General features: G+C 71.5%; 16 protein-coding genes. 15 read left to right on the top strand and 1 reads right to left on the bottom strand.

Annotation, left to right across the window (positions count from 1 at the left end; all coding sequences use genetic code 11):
* Window positions 1–273 precede the first annotated feature (273 nt).
* The 11 genes from FGD71_RS13085 to FGD71_RS13030 all read left to right on the top strand — a co-directional run bounded on the left by FGD71_RS13085 (window position 274) and on the right by FGD71_RS13030 (window position 11,776).
* Window positions 274–1,128 carry a bifunctional methylenetetrahydrofolate dehydrogenase/methenyltetrahydrofolate cyclohydrolase gene (locus FGD71_RS13085; protein ID WP_119100592.1) on the top strand — a complete coding sequence of 285 codons (855 nt, stop codon included), beginning with the start codon at window positions 274–276 and terminating at the stop codon, window positions 1,126–1,128.
* A gap of 199 nt (window positions 1,129–1,327) precedes the next feature.
* Window positions 1,328–1,921, top strand: coding sequence for a DUF3017 domain-containing protein (locus tag FGD71_RS13080; RefSeq protein WP_420878282.1), 594 nt, complete (start codon window positions 1,328–1,330; stop codon window positions 1,919–1,921).
* A gap of 322 nt (window positions 1,922–2,243) precedes the next feature.
* Window positions 2,244–3,113 carry a helix-turn-helix domain-containing protein gene (locus tag FGD71_RS13075; protein ID WP_119100591.1) on the top strand — a complete coding sequence of 290 codons (870 nt, stop codon included), beginning with the start codon at window positions 2,244–2,246 and terminating at the stop codon, window positions 3,111–3,113.
* Window positions 3,110–3,946, top strand: coding sequence for a helix-turn-helix domain-containing protein (locus FGD71_RS13070; RefSeq protein ID WP_162931112.1), 837 nt, complete (start codon window positions 3,110–3,112; stop codon window positions 3,944–3,946). The genes FGD71_RS13075 and FGD71_RS13070 overlap by 4 nt, the downstream gene beginning before the upstream one ends.
* Before the next feature lie 250 nt (window positions 3,947–4,196).
* Window positions 4,197–4,757: a helix-turn-helix domain-containing protein gene (locus FGD71_RS13065; RefSeq protein ID WP_119100589.1), complete on the top strand. Its 561-nt coding sequence runs from the start codon at window positions 4,197–4,199 to the stop codon at window positions 4,755–4,757.
* Between the two features lie 396 nt (window positions 4,758–5,153).
* Window positions 5,154–6,503, top strand: a complete 1,350-nt coding sequence (locus tag FGD71_RS13060; RefSeq protein ID WP_119100588.1) for a helix-turn-helix domain-containing protein — start codon at window positions 5,154–5,156, stop codon at window positions 6,501–6,503.
* Between the two features lie 564 nt (window positions 6,504–7,067).
* Window positions 7,068–8,057: a malate dehydrogenase gene (locus FGD71_RS13050; protein WP_119100586.1), complete on the top strand. Its 990-nt coding sequence runs from the start codon at window positions 7,068–7,070 to the stop codon at window positions 8,055–8,057.
* Between the two features lie 273 nt (window positions 8,058–8,330).
* Window positions 8,331–10,088, top strand: a complete 1,758-nt coding sequence (locus tag FGD71_RS13045; RefSeq protein ID WP_119100585.1) for a hypothetical protein — start codon at window positions 8,331–8,333, stop codon at window positions 10,086–10,088.
* On the top strand, window positions 10,085–10,486 hold the full coding sequence (locus FGD71_RS13040) for a hypothetical protein (protein ID WP_119100584.1): 402 nt from the start codon (window positions 10,085–10,087) through the stop codon (window positions 10,484–10,486). Before FGD71_RS13045 ends, FGD71_RS13040 begins: the two co-directional genes overlap by 4 nt.
* 29 nt (window positions 10,487–10,515) lie before the next feature.
* Window positions 10,516–11,307 (top strand): hypothetical protein, encoded by a 792-nt coding sequence (locus tag FGD71_RS13035; RefSeq protein WP_119100583.1) that lies wholly within the window; start codon window positions 10,516–10,518, stop codon window positions 11,305–11,307.
* Window positions 11,308–11,443: 136 nt separating this feature from the next.
* On the top strand, window positions 11,444–11,776 hold the full coding sequence (locus tag FGD71_RS13030; RefSeq protein WP_119100582.1) for a hypothetical protein: 333 nt from the start codon (window positions 11,444–11,446) through the stop codon (window positions 11,774–11,776).
* Window positions 11,777–11,785: 9 nt separating this feature from the next.
* Here FGD71_RS13030 and FGD71_RS13025 read toward each other — a convergent pair whose 3' ends face one another.
* Window positions 11,786–12,673: a bifunctional helix-turn-helix transcriptional regulator/GNAT family N-acetyltransferase gene (locus FGD71_RS13025; RefSeq protein ID WP_119100581.1), complete on the bottom strand. Its 888-nt coding sequence runs from the start codon at window positions 12,671–12,673 to the stop codon at window positions 11,786–11,788.
* A gap of 218 nt (window positions 12,674–12,891) precedes the next feature.
* Between FGD71_RS13025 and FGD71_RS13020 the strand changes: the two genes are divergently transcribed.
* From FGD71_RS13020 to FGD71_RS13005, 4 genes are all read left to right on the top strand, one after another.
* Complete coding sequence (locus FGD71_RS13020) at window positions 12,892–14,412, top strand: aldehyde dehydrogenase family protein (protein ID WP_119100580.1); 1,521 nt, start codon at window positions 12,892–12,894, stop codon at window positions 14,410–14,412.
* 148 nt (window positions 14,413–14,560) lie between these two features.
* The gene (locus tag FGD71_RS13015) at window positions 14,561–16,090 is read left to right on the top strand and encodes a GMC family oxidoreductase (protein WP_119100579.1); all 1,530 of its coding nucleotides are present in this window, start codon (window positions 14,561–14,563) and stop codon (window positions 16,088–16,090) included.
* Entirely contained in the window at window positions 16,090–17,322 is a 1,233-nt protein-coding gene (locus tag FGD71_RS13010; RefSeq protein WP_119100578.1) for a quaternary amine ABC transporter ATP-binding protein, read from the top strand. The genes FGD71_RS13015 and FGD71_RS13010 overlap by 1 nt, the downstream gene beginning before the upstream one ends.
* On the top strand, window positions 17,322–19,298 hold the full coding sequence (locus FGD71_RS13005) for an ABC transporter permease (RefSeq protein WP_119100577.1): 1,977 nt from the start codon (window positions 17,322–17,324) through the stop codon (window positions 19,296–19,298). The genes FGD71_RS13010 and FGD71_RS13005 overlap by 1 nt, the downstream gene beginning before the upstream one ends.

The following is a 19,298-nucleotide window of genomic DNA, read 5'->3' as shown; positions in this document are numbered from 1 at the left end:
TCTTTCCTCCGTTGCATGGTGCGGGGACGACGCGGCACATTTCGGAGGAAAGTTCTACAGATGCGGTTCGTCCCCCCGGTACTGCCCCGCGGCACTGTGACGTTCATCGTCCTTAACGCGCCTCTTATTTGTCCAGCCGGATGCCGCATGTGTTGTGCAAGTGCAACATCACTGATCATGGATGGATACGAGTGACCATGTGGGACGGGAGTCGCGGAGTCCGCAGGGTGACCGGATTGGAACCGGGACCCGGTCATCCGCGAGGATGGGGTCATGACCGCCCAGATTCTCGATGGCAAGGCCACCGCAGCCGCGATCAAGTCCGATCTGACCGCCCGCGTGGCGGCCCTGAAGGAGAAGGGCGTCACGCCCGGCCTGGGAACCGTCCTGGTGGGCGACGACCCGGGCAGCCAGAAGTATGTCGCGGGCAAGCACCGCGACTGCGCCCAGGTCGGCATCGCCTCCATCCAGCGGGAACTGCCCGTGACCGCCACGCAGGAGGAGATCGAGGCGGTCGTCCGCGAGCTCAACGAAGATCCGGGCTGCACCGGTTACATCGTCCAGCTGCCGCTGCCCAGGGGTATCGACGAGAACCGCATCCTGGAGCTGATGGACCCGGACAAGGACGCGGACGGCCTGCACCCGATGAACCTCGGCCGTCTCGTACTCAACGAGCCGGCACCGCTGCCCTGCACGCCCAACGGTGTTCTCACCCTCCTCCGCCAGTACGGCGTGGAGATCAAGGGGGCCGAGGTGGTGGTCGTGGGCCGGGGCGTGACGATCGGCCGCCCGATGCCGCTGCTGCTGACCCGGCGCAGCGAGAACGCGACGGTGACGCAGTGCCACACCGGCACGCGCGATCTGTCCTCCCACTTGAAGCGGGCCGACATCATCATCGCCGCGGCGGGCTCCGCCCACCTGGTCCGGCCCGAGGACGTGAAGCCGGGCGCGGCCGTCCTCGACGTCGGCGTCTCGCGCAGCGCCGAGGGCAAGATCGTCGGTGACGTCCACCCCGGCGTCGCCGAGGTCGCCGCGTGGATCTCGCCCAACCCCGGCGGCGTCGGCCCGATGACCCGGGCGCAGCTGCTCGTCAACGTGGTCGAGGCGGCGGAACGCAGTGTCGGCTGAGGACACCCCGAAGCGGGGCGCCGACCCGTCGCCCGAGCCGGTGCGACCCGAGGGTATGGGACCGCGCGCCGGGGAGCCCCAAGGCGCGGCGTCTGAAGGCACGGTGCCGCAGGGCGCGAAGTCGGCAGGCGCGGTGACGCAGGGCACGGTGCAGGGCGCGGGGCCACAGGACGCGGTGTCGGCAGGCACGGAGTCGGGGCTGCGTGGCGCGCAGGCGGAAGACGTGGAGCCGCGTGCTGCCGAGCCGCAAGGCGTGGAGGGCCGGGCTGCCCAGGGGCACGGCGGGGAAACGCACGCGGCGGCGGACACGTCGGAGGCGGGCGGGCATGAGCATCGGGACGACGGTGAAGAGCCTGTTGTGCGGGACCCCGTCAGTGCGCCCGGCCCCGACGGGCAGCCGCAGCGCACGACGCGCCGTTTCCCCCGGGTCACCCGGGACACCGCACGCCCCGAGGGCGGCGGCCGTGCCGCGTCAGGGGACGCGCCCGCACCGGCTCGGCAATGGCCGATGCTCACGGTGGTCGCGGCCGTCGGACTCGGCTTGCTGCTCACCGCGCTCGGCGTCTTCCGGTACGGCACGCTGCTGATCGGGACGGGGCTGCTCGCCGGCGGCGTGCTGCGCTGGACGCTGCCCGGCGTGGGCATGCTCGCGGTCCGCTCCCGCTTCACCGACCTCGTCACGTACGGCATCCTGGGCGTGACCATCGTGCTGCTCGCGATGATGGCCCAGCCCAACCCGTGGCTGGAGATCCCGTTCCTGGACGACACGCTGCACTTCACGATCAGGACGTAGCGCGCGTGACGGAGGCCCGCACTCTCCCCCGAGTCGATGAGTGCGGGCCTCCGCGTCGTGCCGCCGGGTCCTGCGTCACCAACCCTGCGTGACCAGGTACGACAACGGCCACAGTCGTCGGGGGAGTTGGGGATGCGTGGTACGTCCCCCGCTCTGACCTGCTGGGAAGTCCCGTCCCATGACAACGGTGTGGGACGGGGGATGTCGTCCCGGTTGGGTAACGTGAACTCTGGGCACGCAACCGCACCACCCCTGTGCGGACGTCCTCGGACTGACGGAACTTCATATAAGTACGCGCCAAGGGTTCACGGGGGGTGACGACATGGCGCGCTGGAAGGAACTGCCCGACTCGCTTGACCAGCGGGAACGGCAACTCGTCGTCCAGTTGCGGCGGTTGAAGGACCGCAGCGGACTGAGTCTGGCCGCTCTCGCGGCGAAGACCACGTACAGCTCCTCGTCATGGGAGCGCTGGCTCAACGGCAAGAAGCCGGTTCCCCGCGGGGCCGTGACGGAACTCGCGCGGGTGTGCGGCACGGAGCCGACGCGGCTGCTGGTGCTGCACGAGGTGGCGGAGGGAGCAGCTGCCGGGCCTGGTGCAGAGACTGGTGCCGAGCCTTGTGCCGAGCCTGATGCCGGGCCCACCGTCACGCCGGGCTCCGGTTCGGCCGTCGAGCCCAGGACCACCAAAACGACCGCCGGACCGAGCATCATGCCGCCCGCCCGGCCGACCGCCCGCGTGACCACCCGGCCGACCGACCGGCCGAGTGCTCGGGGCCCACGCCCACGCCCCCGCCTCGTACTCGGCGCGGCCGCAGCGCTGCTCGTCGCGTTCGGTGCGGGCATGATCACCGGCCTGTCCTGGCAGGGCGACGGCTCGGGAGGGCAGCAGCCCGCGCCCACCGCCGACGCATACCGGCGCGGGCAGGCGTACGACTGCGACATCTCCCGCAAGGACGGCGGACTGTACGCCGGGCACAGCGTCTCCCGGGACGTACTGCTCGACCTGAACAGCATCGGCTGGGACGTCGTCGAGGCGCAGTGCCTGCTGCGCCGGCACGGCTTCGACCCGGGTGGCACCGATGGCGTCTACGGCGAGCAGACCAAACGCGCGGCCACCGCGTTCCAGGAGAAGCGGGAGATCGGCGTGGACGGCATCGTCGGCCCCGACACCTGGCGGGAGCTGCGCAAGTGACTCCGGAAGTACGCCAGCTCATCGCGGGCCTGCGGCAGTTACGGGAATCGGCGGGCCTGAGCCTCACCCGGCTCGCCGAACGCACGCCCTACAGCAAGTCCTCCTGGGCCCGTTATCTCAACGGCGAGAAGCCCGTGCCGTACGACGCCGTCGTGGCGTTGTGCCAGATCGCGGGCGAGCGGCCCGAACGGCTGCTCGCGCTGTGGGAGCTGGCCGACACGGAGTGGAGCGGGCGCGCACGGCACGCGGCCAAGGCCGAGGTCGTGGCCGTGGACGTGGCCGTGGCCGTGGACGTGGCCGTGGCCGTGGGGAACGACGGCGGCCGGGCGCGCCGGGTCCTGTTCGCCGCGGGCGCGTTCGTGGGCCTCGCCGCCGCCGTGTGCGCCGCGGTTCTCCTCCTGCCGGACGACTCCGCGGATACCGCGTCGCCCCCACCGCCGACGTACGCACCCGGCTGCACGGGCCCCGAATGCGACGGTGAGGACCCCATCGCCATGGGCTGCGGCGGGCAGTCCATGGTGACCTCGGCCGCCGAACGCACCCTCCCCGGAGGACGCCGCGTGGAGTTGCGGTACGGCAAGGTGTGCCACGCCGTGTGGGCACGAGGGTCGCGGCTGAGGATCGGCGACCGGATCGAACTGACCCGGCCGGGGGCCCGCCCCAAGGCCGTACAGGCCTCCGACCGGGCCGACACCCTGGGATATCTCGCGACGCCGATGACGGCAGCGGGCGGCCCGGATGGCCAGGGCGGCCGGGACGGCCCCGGCGGGTCGGACGGGGCACGCGTCTGCCTGGTGCCCGTCAAGGGCGACCGGATCTGCTTCGGAGCGTGATCCGGGGAAGCCCGTTTCAGGAGCGGCGCCCGTCCACTCCCCCGAGTACGGACGGACGCCGCTTGGGATCAAGAGTCATGGACGCGCCAACGGCGGTTCAACACCTGTCTGTTCCCTGTGGCACGGAAGTGACAGTTCCGGTACGTCGCGTGCATCGTGCGACGAGTCCCTCAACGATCTCTGGAGGGGAACCGAACCGCGGCAGACACCGTCCCTGGGGGCAGAGCGGAGGAAGCCGAGGAGGAGAACGATGAGCGCCTGGCAGCCGCTGCCGGCGGATCTTCCGCCGGAGGTAGGGCACTTCGTGGAACAGCTGCGGCTGCTCAAGGACCGCACCGGGCTCAGCCTGGTCGCCCTGGGCGCGCGGACCGCGTACAGCAAGTCCTCCTGGCAGCGCTACCTCAACGCGACGCAGCCACCGCCCCGGCAGGCGGTCGTCGCCCTGTGCCGGGTCGTCGGCGAGGACGCCGAACGCTTCGTGGTGCGCTGGGAACTGGCCGTACGGGCGTGGCCGCGCCCGGCGGATCCGGCGGCGAGCGTGCCCGCCGCCGGGGCGGCGGCTTCCGTGAACGGGTCCGTCGAGGGGAGGGGCGCCGAGCGCGGGACCGGGGGCGGGACCGGAGGCGGGGCGGAGTGCGACGACGACTACGAGGAGGCGCCGACGGTCCCGTGGTGGGACCTGCTGGCCGACGAGCCGGACCCTCCCCGGGCCCCTGCCCCGGCCCCCTCCCACCGCCTGCTGCTCTACGCCGTGCTCATCGTTCTCGCCCTCCTCCTGACCGCGTTGGCGGGTGCCGTCACCCTGACGTGACGTCCCTGGACCCGGGTCGTGTGGTGACACAGATGGCACGAGTGACCCACGAGACCGCGCATGTGTTCCCCTTGTGTCGATGTATCGACAAGTTCGAGGATGTGGTCCGATCGCCTTCGACATCAGGGATAACGTGGGCAATCGGGACGGTCCGGGACGTCCCGTGCGCGGACCAGGGGGCTCCGAACAGCCGCACGGGATATCGGTGGAACACTGGACCGCAGACCAGCGGGCGTGCAACGGTGCATGCCCACGGCCTGAATGCTCCTGTGCGCCCCCGGCCGGGGAACTGAGATCCTTGATGGGCGCATCCCCCTGGGTAGCCAGAACGGGGACTTGGCGGAGGGGCGCCACGCGCTGGGAAGAACAAGCACGTACGGGGGAAGAGGGGGAGCAATGCCTCGTTGGAGGGCTTTGCCGGACGAACTCGATCCGCAGGTCAGAGAGTTCGCCAGCCAGCTGCGCCGACTTGTCGACCGCAGTGGGCTGAGCATCGCTGCCGTGGCGGACCGTACCGGTTACAGCAAGACGTCGTGGGAGCGGTATCTGAACGGCCGGCTGCTCGCGCCCAAGGGCGCGATCGTGGCGCTGGCCGAGGTGACGAATACCAACCCGGTCCATCTGACCACGATGTGGGAGCTGGCCGAGCGGGCGTGGAGCCGCTCGGAGATGCGTCACGACATGACCATGGAGGCGATACGGATCTCCCAGGCGCGCGCCGCGCTGGGGGAGTTCGGGCCCACACCGGCCAAGGGGGGCGGCCGGGACGGGAAGCAGACGCGCAAGGGGGGCGGCGCGACGGCCGCGCCCAGGCCCGGGGCGGCCGGGTCGGCCGGAGTGGCACCGTCGGTGCCGGCGCAGAGCCCGCCGCCGGGTGAGGAACAGCTGCCGTCCGGCGGGCGGGGCGGGGCTCCTCGGGGCGGAGGCTCGTCCGGGTCGTTCGGCTCGTCCGGCTCGTCCGACGTTGCTTCGCCGGGGGGATCTTCGGCGTCCGACCAGGCTGCGCGTGGCGGTAGTTGGGGTGCGGTCCCCAGGCCTCCGGGGTGGCCCGGAGGCGCCGGGGGTTCGGCGGGGTTCTCCGGTCAGCCGGGTGTCTCCGGGATTCCCGGCTCGCCCGGGTCTTCCGGCTCTCCCGGGTCTTCCGGCTCTCCCGGATCCTCGGGGTACTCCGCGCCGTCCGGGCCCGCCGGGCCGTCCGGTCCGGCCGGTGGGCCGCCCGAGGACGCGCGCCCCCGCCGTTCGTCCGGTTCACCCGACGGGCAGCGGCGGAAGCGGCGGCTCACGATGTTCCTCGCGGGCGTCGTCGGCGTGCTCGTGGTGGTCGCGGCCGCCATGTTCCTGACCGACTCCGGCGGGGACGGCGGCGACGAGGCGAAGCCGAGCCCGACCCCGTCCGTCAGCAAGGACCTGCCGCCCGGCGTCCAGTGCATCGGCAAGGACTGCACGGGCGAGGACCCGGAGAACATGGGCTGCGGCGGCGAGTTGGCGAAGACCACCAACAGCGTCACCGTCGGCACGGCCGTCGTCGAGGTCCGCTACAGCAAGACCTGCTCGGCCGCCTGGGGCCGCATCACGCAGGCCGCGGTCGGAGACGAGGTCGAGATCACCGCGAGCGGCGCGGCCGCGCAGAGCGGCAAGGTCGATACCGACACCGACGCGTACACCCCGATGGTGGCCGTGAAGGACGCCGGTGACGCGAAGGCCTGCGTCACGCTGAAGTCGGGCCAGAAGGGCTGCACGGAGTAAATCCGGCGGAAGAGCCGCGCGCAGTTGATCCGAGGGAGGGACCGCGCGCGGGGATCCGGCGGAGGGGCGGCGCGCGGCAGGCAGATGAGGCGGGACGGTCGCGCACGGGGGACGCGGTCTTTGGCGGGGCTGATGGGAGCAGATGGGACGGGCTTCCGGAGCCGTGGCCGTCCGGCCCGGAGCAATTCCCATGAGGGAGGAATGCCTGCCCCGCTCCGGGGCAGGTGCACCGTACCCCCACGGGAGTCCGGCGCCGTCCGGGAGGAGTCCCAGCCCCTCCCGGCCCCCCGGCACCCCCACCCGGCGGCCGCTGTCGTCCCTCTCTCCCGGACCGGCGGCCGCCTCTTGGTGGGGCCTGTGGGGCGGGCCACACCGGCCCGGCCGTCCGGTCCGCCGGATGCGCGATAGCCTGACCGCTGGATCTCTCTTGACGCCAAGAGATCGATCATCCGTACCCGTGATCGATCAGCGTGGCGAACGAGCGCCGGTCATCAGGCCGGCGCAGGGGATCCCGCACCCCGGGGCAGGGACGCCCCAACCGCCAGCTGTCATACGGAGAACGCCATGACCCGCACTCCCGTGAACGTCACCGTCACCGGCGCGGCCGGCCAGATCGGTTACGCCCTGCTCTTCCGCATCGCCTCCGGTCAGTTGCTCGGCGCGGACGTGCCGGTCAAGCTGCGCCTCCTGGAGATCACCCCGGCGCTGAAGGCCGCCGAGGGCACTGCGATGGAACTCGACGACTGTGCCTTCCCCCTCCTCCAGGGCATCGAGATCTCGGACGACCCGAACGTCGCCTTCGACGGCGCGAACGTGGCCCTCCTGGTCGGCGCCCGCCCGCGTACGAAGGGCATGGAGCGCGGCGACCTGCTGGAGGCCAACGGCGGCATCTTCAAGCCGCAGGGCAAGGCCATCAACGACCACGCGGCGGACGACATCAAGGTCCTCGTCGTCGGCAACCCGGCGAACACCAACGCGCTCATCGCGCAGGCCGCCGCCCCGGACGTACCGGCCGAGCGCTTCACCGCGATGACGCGGCTGGACCACAACCGCGCGCTGACGCAGCTGGCGAAGAAGACGGGTTCGACGGTCGCCGACATCAAGCGCCTGACGATCTGGGGCAACCACTCGGCCACCCAGTACCCCGACATCTTCCACGCCACGGTCGCCGGCAAGAACGCCGCCGAGACGGTCAACGACGAGAAGTGGCTGGCCGAGGAGTTCATCCCGACGGTCGCCAAGCGCGGCGCGGCGATCATCGAGGCCCGTGGCGCCTCCTCCGCGGCGTCCGCCGCGAACGCCGCCATCGACCACGTCCACACGTGGGTCAACGGCACGGCGGACGGCGACTGGACCTCCATGGGCATCCCGTCCGACGGCTCGTACGGCGTCGCCGAGGGCCTCATCTCCTCCTTCCCCGTCACCACCAAGGACGGCAAGTACGAGATCGTCCAGGGCCTGGAGATCAACGACTTCTCCCGCTCCCGCATCGACGCCTCCGTCAAGGAGCTGGAGGAGGAGCGCGAGGCGGTGCGCGGGCTCGGCCTCATCTGAGCCGACCGCTAGCCCGTATTGAGCAAGCCCGTACTCCGCGAGCCCGTACTCCGCGAGCCCGTACTCCGCGAGCCCGTACGGCCATCCGGCCGTGCGGGCTCGCGCGCTGTTCCCCGCACGCTTCTCCGGCCCGGCTTAAACGCTTGGCAGGAGAGATTCACCTGTCCGGGGGGCTTTTCCGTCCGTCTCCTCCTGCCTCCACAGCTCCTCCGTTAGCGTCCGTCTCCTTGCCCACCAAGGGAATTCACCTGCGGCAACAGGAGTGTCGGGAACATGGGGAGCGAACCGTCGAGGCGGCGCTGTGGCCACACCGAGGCCACCAGGCTGTTGTGCGCGGGGGCCCATCTGGACGCGGGGTTCCGTAGACAGGTCATCGACGAACTCGTCGGACACGCGGAGCGCCCGGTGGCGCCGCCGCTCGGCGCGGATGTCCTGCCCGTCCTCGCGCACGCGCTGCGCGCCCGACGCGACGAGGTGCGCACCGCCCTGCTGCTGCTCGCGGTGTGGGCCGGTTTCCTGGTCAGCGACGTGGTGATGATCTGGGACGCCGCGGAGGACAGCTCCGGCGGCGACTCCGGGCTGTCCGCCGACGACTCCCTCGCGCTCGCCTTCGAGTCGGCCGGGACGGGCGCGCCGGGCCTGTTCGGCGGGCTCGTCCCGGGCGGCTGGGCGGCGTCGTACGCGGCGGTCGTCCTGTTGCTGTGGTTCGCGCGGATCTTCTCCGGCCGGGGCAGGGACACCGCCGTGCTCCCGCGGGTGCCCCTGCCCCCCTGGCTGGCCTGGTTACGGCGGCGCTTCGCATGGCTGGTCACCGCGTCCGCCTGGGTGACCGTCTTCCGGTACTGGTGGGAGGCCTGGGGCGGAATCGCCGACACGCCGTACCCGGTGATCTTCCCGCTGCTGCTGGCCGTCGTCGTCTGGCGCCACCAGTGGCTGCGGAAGCAGACGCTGCGCACGGCGCTGGCCCGCCAGACGTTCGCCGAGACGCCGCCGCCCGACCTGCCCGACCGCTACGCGGACCTCGCCGGGCGCATCCGCCGGGAGCAGGACGCCTCGCTCACCCTCTACGACGCCAACCGTCCCTTCGTCGGCGCCGGATCGCCCCGCAAACCCTGGTCGGTCGTACTGGAACTGCGGCACAGGGAGGCGGGGGAGGACGGCGGCGTACCGGGTCCGCGCCCGGCGGCCGCGCAGCTCACCGCGCGTGAGGTCATCGGCATGATCGAGCCCCGGCTGAAGGCATTGAAGAAGTCCGCCGGGGACACCGGTACCGGCCGGGACCGGCTGCGGGACCTGGAGATCGAGGAGTTCGTCTACCTCCCGTCCGGTGTGGGCCGCGACGAACCGGTCTCCACCGGCCTGGGCGACGGCCGGACCGCCGTCGTGTACGACTCCGCGCAGGTCGAACGCCACCTGGGCGAGTCGGTGGGCGAGGGCGGTGAGGCACGCCGTCACTTCCTGCGGATCAGGGTCGGCGCCTGGAACGAGCAGGTCGTCGTCTCGCTTCTCGTCCGGGTGCACACCCAGGGCGGCATGCTGGTCCTCGAAGTGGTGCCGCATGTGCTCGGACCGATCGTGCCGGAGTTCCGGGAGATCGACGCGATCGTGGGATCCGAGCCGGAAGGCCCGCTGCGGGACGCGGCGCGCGCCCTGATCGACGCTCCCTCGGTCGGCGTGGCGACCGGACTTGCCGCCCTGCGCGCCCTCCGCTCCGTGCTGCGCCGGTGGTCGGCCCGTCCCGAACAGGCGGCCCCCGACGCCCCCTTGATGTCGCTGCGCCAGCTGGCCAGCACCGACGAGCTGTCCCTCTTCCAGGAGATGGACGTCGCCCGTTACGTCAGGACCCTCCAGGACCGGATCGGCGAGGGCGTACGGGACGCCCTGCGGGCGCACGGCTACCGCACCGACCGCCTGGAGCAGAACATCACGAACATCCACAACAGCGGGCTCTACATCAAGGAGATGTCCGGCGGCGCACTCGCCACGGGCTCGCACGGCCAGGCCACGCACACGGAGAGGAGCACGGTATGAGCACCGGCGGGGACAGCGGCGGGGCGTTCGAGACGGACGGCGGGGCGCACGTCCAGATCGGGACGGTCAGCGGGGGCTCCCAGGCCTTCGGCGCGCACGGCAAGGCCGAGTCCACCAACTACACGGTCGTGACGGCCGAACCGGGGTACGCGCAGCTGCTCACCGCCGTACGGACGCTGCGCACCGAACTCGGGCAGCAGCAGGAGCACACGGCTGAGAGCGAAGCGCTCGGCGCCGAACTGGCCGTGGTGGAGGGCGAGATCGCCCGCACAGGGCGCAGCGGACACGGCCCGCTCACCCGGCTGCGGGCCCGCCTGGAGGCCTACGGTCCCGCCGCGGCGACCGCCGCGTCCGTGACCGCCGTCACCCAGGCGATCACCCAGCTCCTGCAGCGTTGAGCGCCGAGCTGCCGGAAGGACGGCGAACCATGGTGAAGGTCTTCGACGCCGACCGTCAGGAGTGGGCGGGGCCGGACGAGGAACAGCGGATCGTCGCGCTCCAGCGACGCGACGCGGCGCTCCAGCGCCAGGTGCTGCGCGGCGCCGTCGTGGGGCTCTCGGTCTGCGGACTGGCCTTCGGCACCTGGGCGCTGGGCTGGAAGGACGAGCCGCAGCCGGCGGGGTACTTCGTGGCCCGTGAGGTCCCGCCCGAACAGAACACCAAGAAGGACGGCACGGACGGCACCGGCACCGAGGGCACGGCGTCGCCGAGCCCGACGGGCGGACCGCCCTTCGGATACGCGGCCGTGGCGGACCCGTATGGCTTCCGGGTGGCCGTCAACAAGGACTGGAACCGCACGACGAGCGACTCCCAGCACGGCTTTCGCGTCGTCCACTACCGCAGCGCCGACGGCTCCCGCCGCCTCCAGATCTACAAGGTGCGGGAGGCCACCCCGTACGCATCCCTTCAGGAGTACGTGTCGGACCCGAACGCAACGCCCCAGGGTTTCGACCAGCTCTCCCTGGACCCCCTCGACGAGGACGGCCGCCCGGCCGCCCGCCTCGAATACCTCGCCGACTCCCTCAGGGGCGAGAGCGACATCGGCGGCACCTGGCACGTCATCGACCACCGCTTCGAATCCGTGGACGGCCAGCTGTACGCACTGACCTCCTACGGCCCGGCGGCGGACGGCTACGACGACGAACAGGAAGTTCTGGACGCGGCGTTGAGCTGGTTCTGCCCACCGGACACGGAGTGCCCGGAACCGGCCAGCGGCTGAGCCCGCCGACCGAGCCGCCCACAGAGCCGCCGACTGAGCCGCAGACTGAGCGGCCGACGGATCCGCCGACCGAGCCCGGCTCAGAAGCTGCTCAACTTCCTTGATCCGCAAGGTGGTTTGCGTCGAGCATGGGCCCATGTTCGGACGATCCCAGCAACCAGACCTGAACGTCCTCGTCCTCCGGGACGCCGATGTCATCGCCGCGCGGGTGCGCTGGGCGCTCGACGAGGCCTCGCCCGAGGAGCGGCCGGGCCTGGAGCGGGCCGCCGCCCTCATCGAGCAGGCCGCGGCGGCCGAGGACGCCGACCTGTTCGCCCGCTGGGTCCACGAACGCCTCGCCGCGGCGGGGTACGAGGGAGCACCCGACTCCGTACAGGCGATCAAGGTGCTGCGCGAGGCGGCGCCGGGGCTGAGCCTGAAGTCGGCGGTGCAACTGGCCAAGCACGCGGCGGCGGCGTCGCAGCGGTAGTCCTGGTCCTCAGCGCCCGAGCCGCTTCTCGAACCAGTACGCGGCGTACACGTTCGCGTCGTACCGAGGGATCTCGGCGTACCCGCACGCCCGGTACATGGCCTGCGCCTCGGTGAGGGAGGCATGCGTGTCGAGGCGTACGATCTCGTACCCGCGCTGCGTGGCCTGCCGTTCCAGCGCGTCGAGCAGACGCCGGGCGAGGCCCAGGCGACGGGCGTCCGGGTGCACCCACACGTGCCGGATCTCGCCGACGCCGGCTTCGAGCCGCCGCAGCGCCCCGCATCCCACGGGACGCCCTTCCTCGTACGCGACGAGAAAGGCGCCGGTGTCCCCCGACACCTCATGCGGTCGTACGAGGGACGCCGGGTCGAAGCCTTCGGGGAACCGTTCGTCGATGTCGGCGGCGTAGGCGTCGAGGCAGGCGCGGGCGTCGGGTGCGGCCCCGTCGACGACCTCGACGCTGATCGCGGCGAGCCGCAGCAGCCGCTGGGCGGAGCCGAGGGCCTCGGTCAACTGTCCCCGCTGGGGCGGCGTAAGACCCTTGAGCAGCCCCTCGGCGAGGTGGTTGGCCCGCCGGTTCTGCTCCTTCACCTCGACGTGCCCGGCCGGGGTGAGCTCCGCGAGCCGCTGCCGGGTGTCCTTCGGATGCACGGTGATGCGTACGAGCCCCTGGGCCTCCAGCGCGCGGGCCATCCGGCTCAGATACCCGGCATCCAGCCCGAGCCGGCCGCGCAGCTCCCGCAGCGAGACCCCGTCCCCGATCTCGAACAGCAACCGCGCCTCACCGAGTGGCCGGTCCTGGCCCAGATAGTGGTCGTCGAGCGCGCCGATACGCCGGGTGAAGTAGCGATTGAAGCGACGCAGGGTCGTCACATGCTCCGCTGACACTGGCTCCATACTTCTTTGACTTTAGTCAAAGATCAGGATGATGTCGATGGCACGGGCAGCCTTTCGGTGGTCGGCGCAGGCTGAGCGGCTCACTTTCAGTGACTCAGCGCACTTTCAGCCACGGATTGTGCATGTACCGACGGTCAGGGGGCAGGGGCACTCCGCCCCAGGAGTGCCACGGGGTGTGACACGGGGGCACGGATCAGGAACGGAAGGCAACACCGATCATGGCGGGACCAGCGGAACGACAGGCGCAGCAGACCATTCACGTGGGCGGGGAGTGGCTCGAAGCCGTTGCCGGGGCCACACGGGAGATTCTCGACCCGGCGGATGCCAAGCCGTTCGCCGTGGTCGCGGAGGGTGACGGGCAGGACGCGGACGCGGCCGTCGCCGCGGCCCGCCGGGCCTTCGACGAAGGACCCTGGCCCCGCACCCCCGTCGCCGAGCGCGCCGGACTCCTGCGTCGCGTCGCCGACCTCCTCGTACGCGACCGGGAGCGGCTCGGACTCCTGGAGAGCCGCGACGCGGGCAAGACGGTCGAAGAGGGGCGCGTGGACATCGACTGTGTCGCCGACGCCTTCCGGTACTTCGCCGACCTCGTCGTCGGAGAGGGCGGGGGACGGGTCGTCGATGCGGGGTCCGATGACATTCACAGCGTCGTCGTGCATGAACCCGTCGGCGTGTGCGCCATGATCACGCCGTGGAACTATCCGCTGCTCCAGGCGAGTTGGAAGGTCGCGCCCGCGCTCGCCGCGGGCAACACGTTCGTCATCAAGCCGAGTGAGATCACTCCGCTGACCACGATCGCCCTCGTGGAGCTGCTCGTCGAGGCCGGGCTGCCCGCCGGTGTCGCCAACATCGTGACCGGGCCCGGGCATTCGGTCGGCGCCCGGCTCGCCGAGCACCCGGGGGTCGACCTCGTGTCCTTCACCGGCGGCCTCATCAGCGGAGTCAAGGTCGCGCAGGCCGCCGCCGTCACCGTGAAGAAGGCCGCCCTCGAACTCGGCGGCAAGAACCCCAACGTCGTCTTCGCCGACGCCTGCGCCACGGAGGAAGGGTTCGACACCGCCGTCGACCAGGCCCTCAACGCCGCCTTCATCCACAGCGGCCAGGTGTGCTCCGCCGGCGGACGCCTCATCGTCGAGGAGTCCGTACGCGAACGCTTCGTCGCCGAGATCGCCCGCCGCGCAGAGAGGATCAAGCTCGGCCGCGGCACCGAGGACGGTGTCGAGTGCGGGCCGCTCGTCTCCGAGCAGCAGCGCGAGAAGACCGAGGCATACGTGGCCTCCGCCCTGGCGGAGGGCGCCATGCTGCGGGCCGGCGGGAAGCGGCCCGAGCCGTCCGACGTACGGCCCGCCACCGGCTACTTCTACGAGCCGACCGTCCTCGACCGGTGCCACCGCGAGATGAAGGTCGTACGCGAGGAGGTCTTCGGGCCCGTCCTGACCGTCGAGACCTTCCGCACCGAGGACGAGGCCGTCGAGCTCGCCAACGACACCGAGTACGGGCTCGCGGGCGCCGTCTGGACCGCCGACGCGGGCCGCGCCCGGCGCGTGGCCGGACGACTGCGGCACGGCACCGTGTGGATCAACGACTTCCACCCCTACCTCCCGCAGGCGGAGTGGGGCGGCTTCGGCAAGAGCGGCGTCGGGCGGGAGCTCGGACCCGCGGGTCTTGCCGAGTACCGCGAGACCAAGCACGTGTACCAGAACCTCGCGCCCCAGCCGGTGCGGTGGTTCGCCGGCTGACCACCGGGTCCCGCTGACCGCCGGGTCCGGCCGGCCACCGGGTCCGGCCGGCCGCCCGATCCGGCTGAGCCCTGCGCGAGACCACGTCCACCCCCGTCCCCCACTCCCCAAGCGCAGCACCTTGCACGACCCAGAGGAGCAGCTCCCCATGCCTGACCAAGAGCACACGTACGACTACGTCGTCATCGGCGGCGGTACCGCGGGCTCTGTCATCGCATCCCGCCTGACCGAGAACCCGGACGTCACCGTCGCCGTCATCGAGGGCGGCCCCAGCGACGTCGACCGCGAGGACGTCCTGACCCTGCGCCGCTGGATGGGCCTGCTCGGCGGGGACCTGGACTACGACTATCCGACGACCGAGCAGCCGCGCGGCAACTCGCACATCCGGCACAGCCGCGCCCGTGTCCTCGGCGGCTGCTCCTCGCACAACACGCTCATCGCGTTCAAGCCGCTGCCGTCCGACTGGGACGAGTGGGAGGCGGCGGGCGCCAAGGGCTGGGGCGCGGTGCCCATGGAGGCGTACTACGCCCGGCTGCGCAACAACGTCGTCGCCGTCGACGAGAAGGACCGGAACGCGATCGCCCGCGACTTCGTCGACGCCGCCCAGGCCGCTCTGGGCGTGCCACGCGTCGAGGGCTTCAACAAGAAGCCGTTCAACGAAGGCGTCGGGTTCTTCGATCTCGCGTACCACCCGGAGAACAACAAGCGCTCGAGCGCGTCGGTCGCGTATCTGCACCCCGTCATGGACGAGCGGCCCAACCTCCGCATCTTCCTGGAGACCTGGGCGTACAAGCTGGAGCTCGACGGGACGCGCGCGCAGGGTGTGCACGTCCGCACGAAGGACGGGGAGGAGATCCTCGTACGCGCGAAGAGCGAAGTCCTGCTGTGCGCGGGCGCGGTGGACTCGCCCCGGCTGCTCCTCCACTCCGGTGTCGGGCCCAAGGAGGACCTGGAGCGGCTCGGTATCCCCGTCGTGCACGATCTGCCCGGTGTCGGCGAGAACCTGCTCGACCATCCCGAGTCGGTCATCGTCTGGGAGACGAACGGGCCGATTCCCGAGAACTCGGCGATGGACTCCGACGCCGGCCTGTTCGTGCGCCGTGATCCCCAAAGCGCGGGTCCGGACCTGATGTTCCACTTCTACCAAATCCCGTTCACGGACAACCCGGAACGGCTCGGCTACGAACGCCCCGCGCACGGCGTCTCGATGACCCCCAACATCCCCAAACCGCGCAGCCGCGGGCGGCTGTACCTGACCAGCGCCGACCCGGCCGAGAAACCCGCCCTCGACTTCCGTTACTTCACGGACGAGGAGGACTACGACGGCCGCACTCTCGTGGACGGCATCCGCATCGCCCGTGAGATCGCCAAGTCGGAGCCGCTGGCCGGGTGGTTGAAGCGTGAGGTGTGCCCCGGCCCCGACGTCACGGGAGACGAGGAGCTCAGCGAGTACGCGCGGAAGGTGGCGCACACCGTGTACCACCCCGCGGGTACCTGCCGTATGGGCGCCCCGGACGACCGACTCGCGGTCGTCGACCCCGAGTTGAAGATCCGAGGACTCGACGGCATCCGCATCGCCGACGCGTCCGTTTTCCCGACGATGACCGCCGTGAACCCGATGATCGGGGTGCTCATGGTCGGTGAGAAATGTGTTGACCTGATGGGTGGTGCCGCGTGATGACGACTACATCGACTGCTTCCTCTTCCTCTCCCTCTTCTTCCTCCTCCGCTTCCGCTTCCTCTTCCTCGTCCGGCGGCGTCGGTAAGGCCGGCTCGCCCGTCTTCGCCGTCGACGGCCTGTGGAAGGTCTTCGGGCCGAAGGCCGAGCGCATACCCGGCGACTCGGCGCTCACCGACCTCGGCCCCGCCGAGCTGCGGGCCCGCACCGGCTGCACGGCCGCCGTCCGGGACGTGGGCTTCGAGGTCCGCAAGGGCGAGGTCTTCGTCGTCATGGGCCTGTCCGGCTCGGGCAAGTCCACGCTCGTACGCTGTCTGACGCGCCTCATCGAGCCGACGGCGGGGACCATCTCGATCGACGGCGAGGACGTACGCGCGATGGACAAGGCGCGCCTGCGTGAACTGCGCCGTCACCGCGCCTCGATGGTCTTCCAGCACTTCGGACTGCTGCCGCACCGGTCGGTGCTCGACAACATCGCGTACGGCCTGGAGATCCAGGGCGTGGGCAAGGCGGAGCGCCGGAAGAAGGCGACCGAGTTCGTCGCCAAGGTCGGCCTGGAGGGCATGGAGCAGCGCAAGCCCGGACAGCTGTCGGGCGGCCAGCAGCAGCGGGTCGGTCTCGCGCGGGCGCTGGCCGTCGACCCCGAAGTCCTGCTGTTCGACGAGCCGTTCAGCGCGCTCGACCCGCTGATCCGGCGCGATATGCAGGAGGAGGTCATCCGGCTCCACCGCGAGGAGGGCCGCACGATGGTCTTCATCACCCACGACCTGAACGAAGCCCTGCGCCTGGGCGACCGCATCGCCCTCATGCGCGACGGCCGCATCGTCCAGCTCGGCACGCCCGAGGAGATCGTCGGCTCGCCCGCCGACGACTACGTCCGCGAGTTCGTCCGGGACGTGCCGCGCGAGCAGGTCATGACGGTACGCAAGGCGATGCGGGCCGCGTCCGGGGACGAGGCCGACCGCGGTCCGGCCGTGGCGCCGGACACGACGGTCTCCGAGGCCATCGAGGCGGTCGCGCGCACCGGAAGCCCGGCACGGGTGGTGGACGAGGGCCGATGCCTCGGCGTCGTCGACTCCCAGGCGCTGCTCGGGGTGGTGGCGGGCACGGGCCGGCCCGCCGACGGTACGGGTGGGCCCGCCGACGCCGTCCCCGATGCCGATGGCGATGCCGTCCCCGATGCCGATGCGGAGAGTCGTGACGCACGGTCCGCCGGTGAGGGGGTGGCTTGATGGCTGCCACCACCACTGCCGTTCCCGCCACCGGCGCGGCGGCCCTGGCCAGAAGCGTGGTCAAACACCGCGCCTTCGGCAAGCTCCTGCTGCTCGCCGTCGTGGCGGCGGTCCTCATACCCGTCGTCAACGCCCGCTGGGCGAGCGGTACATGGCCGGAAGCCCTGACCGTCGACGTCTCCGACCCGCTCACCAAGACGAGCGACTGGATCATCGACAACCGTGACAGCCACCCGCTGTTCCTCTACTTCTTCGGTCACGTCTCCAACGCCGTCGTCCTCTCCGTCCGTGCCGTCTACGTCGTCCTGCTCGCCGCCGGCTGGGCGGGCGTCACAGCCGCGGCGGCGCTGATCGCGTGGCGGGTGGCCGGAGTGCGGCTGGCGATCGGTACGGGCGTCGCGTTCCTCGTCAGCGGGCTGCTCAACATGTGGGTGCCCGCCATGCAGACGCTCGCGCTCATGGTGGTCGCGGTCCTCGCGTCCGTCGTACTCGGCGCGCTGCTCGGCCTGGCGGCGGGGCTCTCCGACCGTACGTACCGCGCACTGCGCCCCGTACTCGACACCATGCAGGTCCTCCCGGCCTTCTCGTACCTCCTGCCGGTCGTGCTGATCTTCGGCATCGGCGTCCCCGCGGCCGTGATCGCCACCGTCGTGTACGCGGCCCCGCCGATGGCCCGGCTCACCGCGCTCGGCCTGCGGGGCGCCGACGGCGGCGTGATGGAGGCCGTCGCGTCCATGGGCACCACCGCACGGCAGCGGCTGCTGACCGCCCGCCTCCCGCTCGCCCGCAAGGAACTCCTCCTCGGCCTCAACCAGACGATCATGATGGCCCTGTCCATGGCCGTCATCGCGTCCCTCGTCGGCGCGGGCGGCCTCGGCGACCGCGTCTACCAGGCGCTCGCCTCGGTCGACGTCGGCGCCGCGCTCGCGGCCAGCATCCCGATCGTGCTGCTCGCGATCGTCCTGGACCGGGTGACGGGCGCGGCGGGGGAGCGGCTCGGAGACTCCGGGTCTTCCGCGTCGTCTGCCAAGTCCGGCCTCGTGTGGTGGGGTTGCGTGGCGGTCGGCGCCGTCGCCGTAGCACTCGCGGGTCGTTTCACCGACCGGCTCAACTGGCCTCAGGGCTGGGTCGTGAACATCGCCGAGCCGGTGAACCGCGCGGTCGACTGGATGACCGCCCACCTCTACTCCGGCGTCCCCTACGTGGGCGGCACCGCCGACTGGGCGGGCCACTTCACCACCTGGGTCCTGGACCCCGTGCGGGACGGCCTGCAGGGCCTGCCCTGGTGGTCGGTCCTGCTGATCGTCGCCACGCTCGCCTGGCTGATCGGCACCTGGCGCACGGCCCTCACCGCCGTCCTCGCGATGGCCGCGATCGGCGCGCTCGGTGTGTGGAAGCCGTCGCTCGACACGCTCTCGCAGGTACTGGCGGCCGTGGCGGTCACGCTGGTCGTCGGCTTCGCCATCGGCGCCGTCGCCGCGCGCAGCGAGCGCCTCGAACGGCTGCTGCGTCCCGTACTGGACGTGTTCCAGACGATGCCGCAGTTCGTGTACCTGATCCCCGTCGTCGCCCTGTTCGGCGTCGGCCGCGCCCCGGCCGTCGCCGCCGCCGTCGTCTACGCCCTCCCCGCCGTCATACGCATCACCACGCAGGGGCTGCGCCAGGTGAGCCCGGCGGCGATGGAATCCTCGCGCTCGCTGGGCGCCACGAACTGGCAGCAACTGCGGCAGGTACAGCTGCCGCTGGCCCGTCCGGCGCTGCTCCTCGCCGTCAACCAGGGCGTCGTCCTGGTCCTCGCCGTCGTCATCATCGGCGGTCTGGTCGGCGGCGGCGCGCTCGGCTACGACGTCGTGTTCGGGCTCGCCCAGGGCGATCTGGCCACCGGCCTCGTCGCGGGCGCGGCGATCGTGTGCCTCGGCCTGATGCTCGACCGGGTGACACAGCCGACGGAACGCCGTACGAGGAAGGGGGCCTGA

Source organism: Streptomyces sporangiiformans (assembly GCF_005768555.2).
Lineage (GTDB): Bacteria > Actinomycetota > Actinomycetes > Streptomycetales > Streptomycetaceae > Streptomyces > Streptomyces sporangiiformans.
The sequence above is the reverse complement of the archived record's forward strand: the minus strand, read 5'-3'. Positions and strand labels throughout refer to the sequence as shown.

Coding starts and splice junctions, on each gene's coding strand:
- FGD71_RS13065 (WP_119100589.1), top strand. CDS start 4,197: ATGAGCGCCTGGCAGCCGCTGCCGGCGGATCTTCCGCCGGAGGTAGGG.
- FGD71_RS13085 (WP_119100592.1), top strand. CDS start 274: ATGACCGCCCAGATTCTCGATGGCAAGGCCACCGCAGCCGCGATCAAG.
- FGD71_RS13015 (WP_119100579.1), top strand. CDS start 14,561: ATGCCTGACCAAGAGCACACGTACGACTACGTCGTCATCGGCGGCGGT.
- FGD71_RS13010 (WP_119100578.1), top strand. CDS start 16,090: ATGACGACTACATCGACTGCTTCCTCTTCCTCTCCCTCTTCTTCCTCC.
- FGD71_RS13050 (WP_119100586.1), top strand. CDS start 7,068: ATGACCCGCACTCCCGTGAACGTCACCGTCACCGGCGCGGCCGGCCAG.
- FGD71_RS13060 (WP_119100588.1), top strand. CDS start 5,154: ATGCCTCGTTGGAGGGCTTTGCCGGACGAACTCGATCCGCAGGTCAGA.
- FGD71_RS13040 (WP_119100584.1), top strand. CDS start 10,085: ATGAGCACCGGCGGGGACAGCGGCGGGGCGTTCGAGACGGACGGCGGG.
- FGD71_RS13035 (WP_119100583.1), top strand. CDS start 10,516: ATGGTGAAGGTCTTCGACGCCGACCGTCAGGAGTGGGCGGGGCCGGAC.
- FGD71_RS13030 (WP_119100582.1), top strand. CDS start 11,444: ATGTTCGGACGATCCCAGCAACCAGACCTGAACGTCCTCGTCCTCCGG.
- FGD71_RS13025 (WP_119100581.1), bottom strand. CDS start 12,673: ATGGAGCCAGTGTCAGCGGAGCATGTGACGACCCTGCGTCGCTTCAAT.
- FGD71_RS13005 (WP_119100577.1), top strand. CDS start 17,322: ATGGCTGCCACCACCACTGCCGTTCCCGCCACCGGCGCGGCGGCCCTG.
- FGD71_RS13075 (WP_119100591.1), top strand. CDS start 2,244: ATGGCGCGCTGGAAGGAACTGCCCGACTCGCTTGACCAGCGGGAACGG.
- FGD71_RS13045 (WP_119100585.1), top strand. CDS start 8,331: ATGGGGAGCGAACCGTCGAGGCGGCGCTGTGGCCACACCGAGGCCACC.
- FGD71_RS13020 (WP_119100580.1), top strand. CDS start 12,892: ATGGCGGGACCAGCGGAACGACAGGCGCAGCAGACCATTCACGTGGGC.